The 8,237-nt window shown below is 39.8% G+C and carries 7 protein-coding genes; 2 read left to right on the plus strand and 5 right to left on the minus strand.

What is annotated here, in order from left to right:
- Positions 1–75: 75 nt before the first annotated feature.
- From FCL48_RS23345 to FCL48_RS23360, 4 genes are all read right to left on the minus strand, one after another.
- Positions 76–1,239, minus strand: coding sequence for an ABC transporter substrate-binding protein (locus FCL48_RS23345; protein WP_136876258.1), 1,164 nt, complete (start codon positions 1,237–1,239; stop codon positions 76–78).
- A gap of 325 nt (positions 1,240–1,564) precedes the next feature.
- A complete protein-coding gene (locus FCL48_RS23350; protein WP_136876260.1) occupies positions 1,565–2,509 on the minus strand; it encodes an IS1595 family transposase in 945 nt (314 codons plus the stop codon).
- Positions 2,510–2,966: 457 nt separating this feature from the next.
- Positions 2,967–4,856 carry an SIR2 family protein gene (locus FCL48_RS23355; RefSeq protein ID WP_136876262.1) on the minus strand — a complete coding sequence of 630 codons (1,890 nt, stop codon included), beginning with the start codon at positions 4,854–4,856 and terminating at the stop codon, positions 2,967–2,969.
- 1,054 nt (positions 4,857–5,910) lie between these two features.
- A complete protein-coding gene (locus FCL48_RS23360) occupies positions 5,911–6,690 on the minus strand; it encodes a LuxR C-terminal-related transcriptional regulator (protein ID WP_136876264.1) in 780 nt (259 codons plus the stop codon).
- A 291-nt stretch (positions 6,691–6,981) separates the two neighbouring features.
- Here FCL48_RS23360 and FCL48_RS25090 point away from each other — a divergent pair, with 291 nt between their 5' ends.
- Entirely contained in the window at positions 6,982–7,152 is a 171-nt protein-coding gene (locus FCL48_RS25090; RefSeq protein ID WP_169309355.1) for a hypothetical protein, read from the plus strand.
- Positions 7,153–7,230: 78 nt separating this feature from the next.
- Positions 7,231–7,590 (plus strand): hypothetical protein, encoded by a 360-nt coding sequence (locus FCL48_RS23365; protein WP_136876266.1) that lies wholly within the window; start codon positions 7,231–7,233, stop codon positions 7,588–7,590.
- Positions 7,591–7,798: 208 nt separating this feature from the next.
- Here the strand turns inward: FCL48_RS23365 and FCL48_RS23370 are convergent, their stop codons facing one another.
- A complete protein-coding gene (locus tag FCL48_RS23370; protein ID WP_136876268.1) occupies positions 7,799–8,092 on the minus strand; it encodes a hypothetical protein in 294 nt (97 codons plus the stop codon).
- Between the last annotated feature and the right edge of the window lie 145 nt (positions 8,093–8,237).

Below are 8,237 nucleotides of genomic sequence, written 5' to 3' on the forward strand. Positions count from 1 at the left end.
CGCTGCCTTTTCGCTAAAGAAGAATGTCAGCTATGTGCCGGACATTATACTGTTGATCCGGCACATAGTTACTTTTTATTCAGTGGGTGGAGCAAGTAGCTTTGCATCGCTGATAACTGCAAAATCATGAAACTGCCCATCTTTAACGACCTGCACCTGCACGTCTTTTATGATCTCACCCAAGCTGTTAAAAGATATTGTTCCCGTGGACGCAGCCAGGTTTGTTGCAGCAATGGCATCTCGTACTGCGGCACTGTCAGTGGTCCCAGCACGCTTGATGGCATCAGCAGCAACTTTTACTGCAGTGTGTCCGGAGGCCGCAACCATGTCGGTTTTATGGTTGAACATCATTTCGTACTGCGCAATAAAATCCTGGGTCTCCTGAGACTTTGAATCCCTGCCAAGCGAGGTGGTAATAATAACACCCTCTGCAGCAGTACCGGCAATATCGATAAAGGTTTGAGTATCAAACCCTTCCTGGCCTATAATAGTCGCATCAACTCCTGCCGCGCGAAGCTGGGTTACCAGAGGGCCAGCTGTGAAGAAATAACCTGTGGCGTAGATTACGTCAGGCTTGTCAGCCTTTACTTTGGCGACAATGGGACCAAATTGACGATCTTTGATGGAATAGGTATATTCATTGACAATGGTAACTCCATATTCGCCTGCTTTTTCTTTAAATCCTGCAGCAAGCGATATACCAAAATCGTTGTTGAGAGTAATAAGCACAGCCCTATTTTTCTTAAGTAGGTCTCCAACCAGTTTGGCTCCTGCCCTACCCTGGACTTCACCTACAAAGGAAGTTCGAAAAACATAGTCACCTGCTCGGGTGATATCTGGATGAATGGCGTAGGCAGAAAGGTAAGGTATTTTTGCAGCTTGGTAGACGCCAGCAGCAGCGCGTGTTGCACCGGAATAACTGCATGAAACGCCTACAGCTACCTTGTCTTTTTCAATAAGTTTTGTGGCAATGGCAACAGACTCCTTTGGGCTGGCCTGATCGTCATAGACAACAAGTTCTAACTTTCTGCCATCTACACCGCCGGCCTTGTTAATTTGGTCAACAGCCAATTTGGCACCATTTAATGCAGATTCTCCATCGGAGGCGGCAAATCCAGTCAATGGAACATTGACGCCTATTTTGATTGGAGAATCAGTCATTGCAAGAGCAGAAAGAGCAGAAAGAGCAATGGTAAAAGCTACGGGAAGGAAACACTTGAACAAAGATTTTGCACCCATTGTATCACCTCAGATTAAAGTAGTTAATCAAATGAGATCACCAAAGCAGACGACCATCTTAGAAAAGCATGTAGATTGATAGGAACATTGTCTTAAATGTATATACAAATTTTACTAAATGTCAATACTTTCGAACTATACAGGAAAACACAACGGTAAAATCTACTTGTTTGAAAGCTATTAAAAGCCTGATTTGTTAATTCTGGTCTACAAACAACAAAAGATATCGCGAGATTTTATGTATGTCAGATCGGTTTCAAGGTTCCTGGATTGGCTGATAATGGCCTTTAGCGCAGGGCAAGTCTTGAGTTATATATTTATCTGATTACCCCCATTCTTCAGCACGTTTTAATTTATACTGAGGTAGAGGTTCGGTTTTAATCGCCTGCTTAATCAAAATCTCAATCATGGATCCCATATTAAACCTGTTATTAAATCGAAAATTGAATTCAGCTAAATATCTAGGCAAGTGTTTGGAACTTACGGAATGATATGTACCGTGAATAGACCTTTTGACATTGCCAATCATGGTATTGACCCAATGAAAAAACTTGTTGTCAGGATCTTCATATATCCCAGCAGTGTTGATTGAATGATGAAGATCCACTACATGGCAAATACTAGAAAATGACCTAAAGCCATCTGTAACTACGACACAATTATCGTCGAGGTGCCTTAAAGCCCATCTCTCAATTTCATTGGAGGTAAATGCTTTAACTTTACTCATCCGCATGTGAATTGGGTGACCATTATCGTTATGGGAGACTGCTGCGAGAAATGGTGTTTTACCAGATGCTCCGCGACCTCGTTTTCCACTTTTTTTACCACCCCAGTACACATCATCAAGCTCAACAAGGTTATCAAGACGTAGAGAATCATCAGAACTCTTCATGACATGCTGAATTTTTTGCTTCAACCTAAAGGCCGCATTTACAGAAATTCCAAGTAGCCTTCTCAAATGGAGAGCCGATAAGCCATCTTTAGATTGAGTTATGAAGTAGATAGCCAGAAACCAAGTAGTAAGGGGAAGTTTAGACGATCCAAAGATAGTTCCACTTATGAGAGAGCTTTGATGTTTGCAAGCAGTGCATTGATATAGATTGCGTGTTGTTATGGTATAATAGTGGTTGCAACCACATTGAGGGCAGCAAAACCCAGTAGGCCATTTCATGTTAAAGAGCCTATTTCTACAATCCTCTTCAGTACCATATGATTTTAGAAAGTTCTGCAAGCTCAAACCTTTTTGAAATTGTATTTTGTTTTTAGGCATGTCCCTCCTCCTGTTTTTTAGAGGTATTATGACACACCTGGTAGGACAAATAGTGTCCTACCTCAATACTCTTCTCACCTCTTCTGAACTTTAGGGGTAATCAGATATATTTATGATAACAAGGTTTTCTAAGGAGATTGACCTCACTAACAGGTCGCTGAACTTGACACTGCCAGCATGAAGGTGAGCAGTCCACTCACCTACTTCATTAGAAGGTAATCATGGATTATATCAAATTTCCTTTTATTTTTCTGTTGTTAGGATTCTAGGGTAGCATGATTTCGTATATGCAGTAGGATGTTATACCTGAGCTGATTTGGAATAATTATCTTTGATGTGGCAATGTTAAGCCTAAGAAGAAGCAATTTAAATTACGTGCTCAGCATCAAGACCACTTCAATAATGTGTTCTCAATAACATTACGTATCTTGATATTGTCGCCAATTTATGAAAAAAGCTAACAGTTGAAGTATTGTTCTTTAATATTAAGAAAATGCAGCTGAAGCGTTTTTGAGTCGAGGTTCTTTACCAGATCTTCATAAAGCTTCTTCTGATCATTTGTAAGTATTGGAGTTGTCGACGATTCGTAATTGCACCTTGCTATGCCAAGTATGGCTTTTATTAAGTTTAGGCTGTTCCCACTATCTTTGCTTCTTTCAATTATTTCATCAAATAGATCGATGGCTCCACGATAATCTCGAGCAGCCATGAGACAATTTGCCTCATTTCTAAGAGTGAGTTCCAACCCTGAGCTTGACTGCAGCAAATCGAAAATTCCATCGTATCCGTCTTTATCGATCAACTCAGGATTGAACCTTGAGACGAATTTATTGCAATTGCCGATACCGGATGCGTAACCTGCGTCTTTACATTTTGTTTTCAATCGGAGCCAAGAGTTAGACAGCATACCCATGAATGGCCTAAACGCCGATTTGAATGTAAGTGCTCCGCCTGTGAGTATCGAAAGAAATCGAATGCGATGCTCCAGTAGTTCGTGCTCTGTACCTGTAGTCAGTAGCTTTGCTCGTTTTTTGCTGAGCAATAGAACTCTGCTATAGATTATGACAATCCAGAATTTTGCCAAGGCTACAATTGTAGCTGGGATACGAGAGGCTAATTCAGGCTCGAAATACGTATCAAATGGTATTTGCATACGAGCAGATTCAGCGATTAAGCACTTTGCCTGCAGAGTAGAGTTAATTCTAACTTTACTGTCTCCTACTCCTTTTGACCACTGCAGAACCATCTTTGCTTTTTCTTCAAGTTGGTCATAGAGAGATATCTCATGAGAGAGTCTTGCATAGGTCAGTAGATAAGCTCCTCGATGTTGATCTAACTCCTCAATATCGAAAGAGGATATCAGATCGTAAGCATCTCGATATCTTCCTGTAGAATGATACAAAAGGACCCTTAGAAATTTTTCAAGTTCCTTAGAGAAAATAAGCCTGTTCTTTAAATCACTTGATAAGTCTTGCAGTATTGATGAACTTGAAGAAGAGTAGCTATCTTTATAGAATGTTAGCGCCGATGTTTCGGTAATTTTTGGCAACATTTCAGAAGGGAATTCTCCTTCCAATCGTATAGCTTCACATCTTTCTGATGGCTTCTCACAGGGGTCGCGAGCAAACGTTTTATTAACCCATATAGGTTTTCGACAGGCATTGGATATGGAAAGGGATTGAATCATGGGGAATATGTCAATATCTCTCCCTGAGTATCCCATGAAACAGATGTGATGCGTTTTTAACCATGATGCTAAATACTCGAGCCATGGAACATTAATTTTACTAATATCTGTCATAGTGGTATACAATCCATGAACGCTTATATTTCCACCTTTGTCCATAATAGACCCATGTAGTTTACACAGAGTCATTTCTCCCAAATGTGGCCGTACTTCTGGAGGGATGTCGGCAGGCATATAGATTGACCTATGAATTCCATTAATATCTGCCGCCTTTTCAAAAAGAGTATCGAAATTAGTCGTTATGATCGGCAGGCCGTGTTTGTCAGAATATCTTGCTAGGATCGCATGTACAATATTGGGTTTAATACCTATTCCATAACGTGACAGTGTATCTGGACTGAGGCAATTCCATACATGTAAGGCCATTTCGGTGCTCGGAGACAAAGATATAAGAATTTCGTACACAACCTCAGGCTGCATGTTGGTAAAGAGTTTGAGTTCATCACTGTGAATGCTGGGCAAAAAAGATATCAATGAATGTTGAAGAATTTCTGGAGCTCCGTGAAGGCCCGACCCAAGGCTTATACCTGACCCAGCAAAAAAAATAATTTCACCATTCTTGAATAACTTACGAAAATCATCCCGTGTTATTGATCCCATGCCAAGTCTCCAAAATTTGGATATATTACAGAGACAATAGATTCAAACATTACATTGCTCTAGGTTGAGATAGTTATATTTAATACATTATTACCCCCAATATTCAAACGATGTTCGGATACACATTTGTCAGTCTAAACGTAATCTCGCTTATTCTCTGCGATTCTCAGCCATGTACCAAACGATAACATCAGAATTGATAAACAAGATTTGCTTTTCTATCGAGCCAAATTGACCAAAAAGGGGCTGCAGATCAAGACATAACAAACTGATAAAACATAAGAAACAAAATGAACATCGAAGCGATACTTTCAGGCTGCAATGCAAAACATAATTACTAGCAAGGTTAACAATTAAAGAAAACAGTAAGTCGAGATGTTTCTGAGAAGGTGGGACCGGCGAACTACAGAGAATTGCACAGAGATGGAGTAATTGTTGATTATAGCTTTCCAAAGATAGGGTAATTACTGAATTTTTTCATTGAGCTTAATATTGCCAAATCGAAGGTAGTGAATTTTGTCACCGACTCAAACGAGAGGTGTTTCCTGTCCAGGACCACGGCTGACCAGTAGGTTTTCCCCTCTATACCTTCATAAAAATATTGCTCCATTTCCGGGGCTTTGGAGCGCCCAGCATCTTGTTCCCAATACAAAAGCAAGCGATTGGGCACTATAGGAGTCAATACTGGCATGTCACCCGATCAAAGAGAAAAGGGACGGAAGGTGCTCCTTTTATCAGCTGACAACGAACATGAAAATGATTGTCAGGGGCAGTTTAATGTTCTGTAGGAATTTGCTGGTAAGGTTAAATTCATTCGCGAAAAGGCATATTCTCTACCTTGTCAGCGGTGAAATACAGGCCAATGTATCCGAACTTAGAGCTATTTGCCGAGTGAGTACAAGGTCAATGTAGAATGTTTTTTCCTTTTTGTTATGGTTTGATTTGGCAATGTAAGGCCGTTTATGTTCTTCGGAAGTGTTTGGCGTAATCTTGTCAATACTTATGAAACATACCATCTCAAACAGGATTTTAGCTTCAAGAGGCATGCTGGAGTTCAGATCAACCCATTTTGAAAGGCTAATCGGGTAACGTCAACTGCAGATTGGCAATGGAGCTTTTTCAATATATTCCTTCTGTGCGTGTCAACAGTGTGTTTACTGATACAGAGTTCTTTCCCAATATTTTCACTCGTCTTTCCAAAAGCAAGCAGTCGTACAATATCCATTTCTCTGGCTGTAATATTTTCAAATACTGATTTTTTGGTGTTGTAAGCATTAGACAGAACTGTTTTCAATGAATCGTTGATATCCATTATTTTTACGGAAAGCCTTAGTGGTATCACTTCTGTATTTTCTAAAGTGATTATATTACCCAAAAACAGTGCTGGCTTGCCATCCTGGTCTGTTTCAAGGACATAAAGTTGTTCCATTAAGTTAATATATTTACTGCTTTTATCTTTGAATCTGTAATTGAATTGTGTAACAGTTTTTTTTACATCCGTTTTTCGTGAGACGCTATCTAAAGTGCTGGCGATTTCAGGGTATATTTCTTCAAGTAGAATGTTCACCTCTTCAGGGTGAAGGGAATTAAAGAAAAATTCCAAACCTCTTCTGATCACTTCTTCATTTGTGTAGCCAGTGATACTTTCCTGCTGTTGTCCCATAAAGTGATACTTGTTGGTGACCGGCTCTACGACAAAGAAAAAAGAAGCTGAATCTGGCAGACATTCACTTATCATAATTTGCCGTTGAATATGTCTCTTGATTATATCTTCCATGACTAGACCGCTTTGGAAAATATCTTGGCACGCTTTTACGTATTCTTCAACCGCCATAGTCTCTTCTCCATGTTGAGTAAAATACTCATTCTTGAGTATTTACAAAATAGAAGAAAATTGATCAATATGGTTGTTGACCTTCTTCTAAATCAGTATGCAACGCTGAATATAAGGCCCTACAATCTGGAGGACACTCGGGTAGCTATTGAACAACTTATTAAAACTCAATATCTTAATGTCTTTTCTGCCCTTTATAAAAACAAACATGTAATAAAATTATCAGAATAAAAAATTAAATTTAATGAAATATTTTCTCTCTACCTTTAGATAATTTTTCGGAGGTATAATATGTCATTACTACAAGAAAATATTGTTTATTTCTGGCTAATACCTGTTGTTTTTCAAATCTGCATACCACTCGCTATGTTGGGGGGATGGCTTATCAATAAAACACTGGGTGTGTTTTTACACAAAAATTTAAATCCACCATTGCTGTTAAAAAGCAATACACCTATCTGAAGAGCTTGATCTGGCCCTGTGGCAGTATCACCTGCTATCTGTGAATAATGTTTTTTGCAAAAACTAGTGGTGTCAATCATGGAAACAGTCATCTTCTTTTCTACTAGTTCCGATGTCAAAGCAAAACTCGAGGACCAACCATTGGTCGGAATCATCATGCGCCAGCTACAACCACCATTCGCGGAAAATGGTTTTTTTGACTTTTCATGCATTAATTTTGTGGCAAACGTTGATCTAAAAAAGATATCAATGAAGTCAGCGATCAAATATCTTATGTCAGAATGCTTTGCAGCTAAAGGTAAACACTATATTGAGCTGGATGGCAGGAGATTGTCTGTTCACGACACAAATACGATATACGCTGAAGCAGACAAAATTGATCAGCGCTATATGCTTTATAACCATCCAGGCGATTCAGATGGGATCAAAAAATCTTAGTCGAGTATCACCCCGATCGTGCGCTCATGTATGCTAAGTGGATAAATCTGATTCCCGAATGGCGAGGTTGATTACTCAAACAAAACAAATATTTACGTATACAGGAATAAGGTCAACTATGCAACACTGACAATGGATTAGGGTTGCCAGTGCTAATTAATCGAAGTCGAAATCGTACCCTTTCCTACGACCATTCCCGCTGGCCTGATTATTCGATCATTCCGAATTTAGCCATCAATTTTTCTTTAACATCGTTGGTCACTTTTGTTCTGTCGTGTCCATTATTAAGGCGGTGTCCAAGAAGCTTTCCAGCCTCTACAGCAGCAGCCATAACATCAGGTTGTTTTTCAACTTTTGGTATCATATCTTCAGTATACTTTATCCCTGGCCCGTGATTAAAGGCTGGTATCCCGACCTCACAGGTGTCCCCAAACCCACAAGTATAGCAGGAGGCTGTTCCCTGGCCTTGAACCTTTGCTACAGGTTCAATAAAATTATACATGCACATGAGTTCTATCTGATCCTGAAAATCGGGTAAAGCGCACACTATTTAGTATTCACTCCCAAGTACTTCAAGAGCAGCCTGTCTCTGGCCACCGATTCGGTGGACCATCTATAGCTGCCCATGACAGTCTGGACCTTTGTGG

This window comes from Desulforhopalus sp. IMCC35007, assembly GCF_005116575.1.
GTDB lineage: Bacteria > Desulfobacterota > Desulfobulbia > Desulfobulbales > Desulfocapsaceae > Desulforhopalus_A.

Coding starts and splice junctions, on each gene's coding strand:
- FCL48_RS23345 (WP_136876258.1), bottom strand. CDS start 1,239: ATGGGTGCAAAATCTTTGTTCAAGTGTTTCCTTCCCGTAGCTTTTACC.
- FCL48_RS23350 (WP_136876260.1), bottom strand. CDS start 2,509: ATGCCTAAAAACAAAATACAATTTCAAAAAGGTTTGAGCTTGCAGAAC.
- FCL48_RS23355 (WP_136876262.1), bottom strand. CDS start 4,856: ATGGGATCAATAACACGGGATGATTTTCGTAAGTTATTCAAGAATGGT.
- FCL48_RS23360 (WP_136876264.1), bottom strand. CDS start 6,690: ATGGCGGTTGAAGAATACGTAAAAGCGTGCCAAGATATTTTCCAAAGC.
- FCL48_RS25090 (WP_169309355.1), top strand. CDS start 6,982: ATGTCATTACTACAAGAAAATATTGTTTATTTCTGGCTAATACCTGTT.
- FCL48_RS23365 (WP_136876266.1), top strand. CDS start 7,231: ATGGAAACAGTCATCTTCTTTTCTACTAGTTCCGATGTCAAAGCAAAA.
- FCL48_RS23370 (WP_136876268.1), bottom strand. CDS start 8,092: ATGTATAATTTTATTGAACCTGTAGCAAAGGTTCAAGGCCAGGGAACA.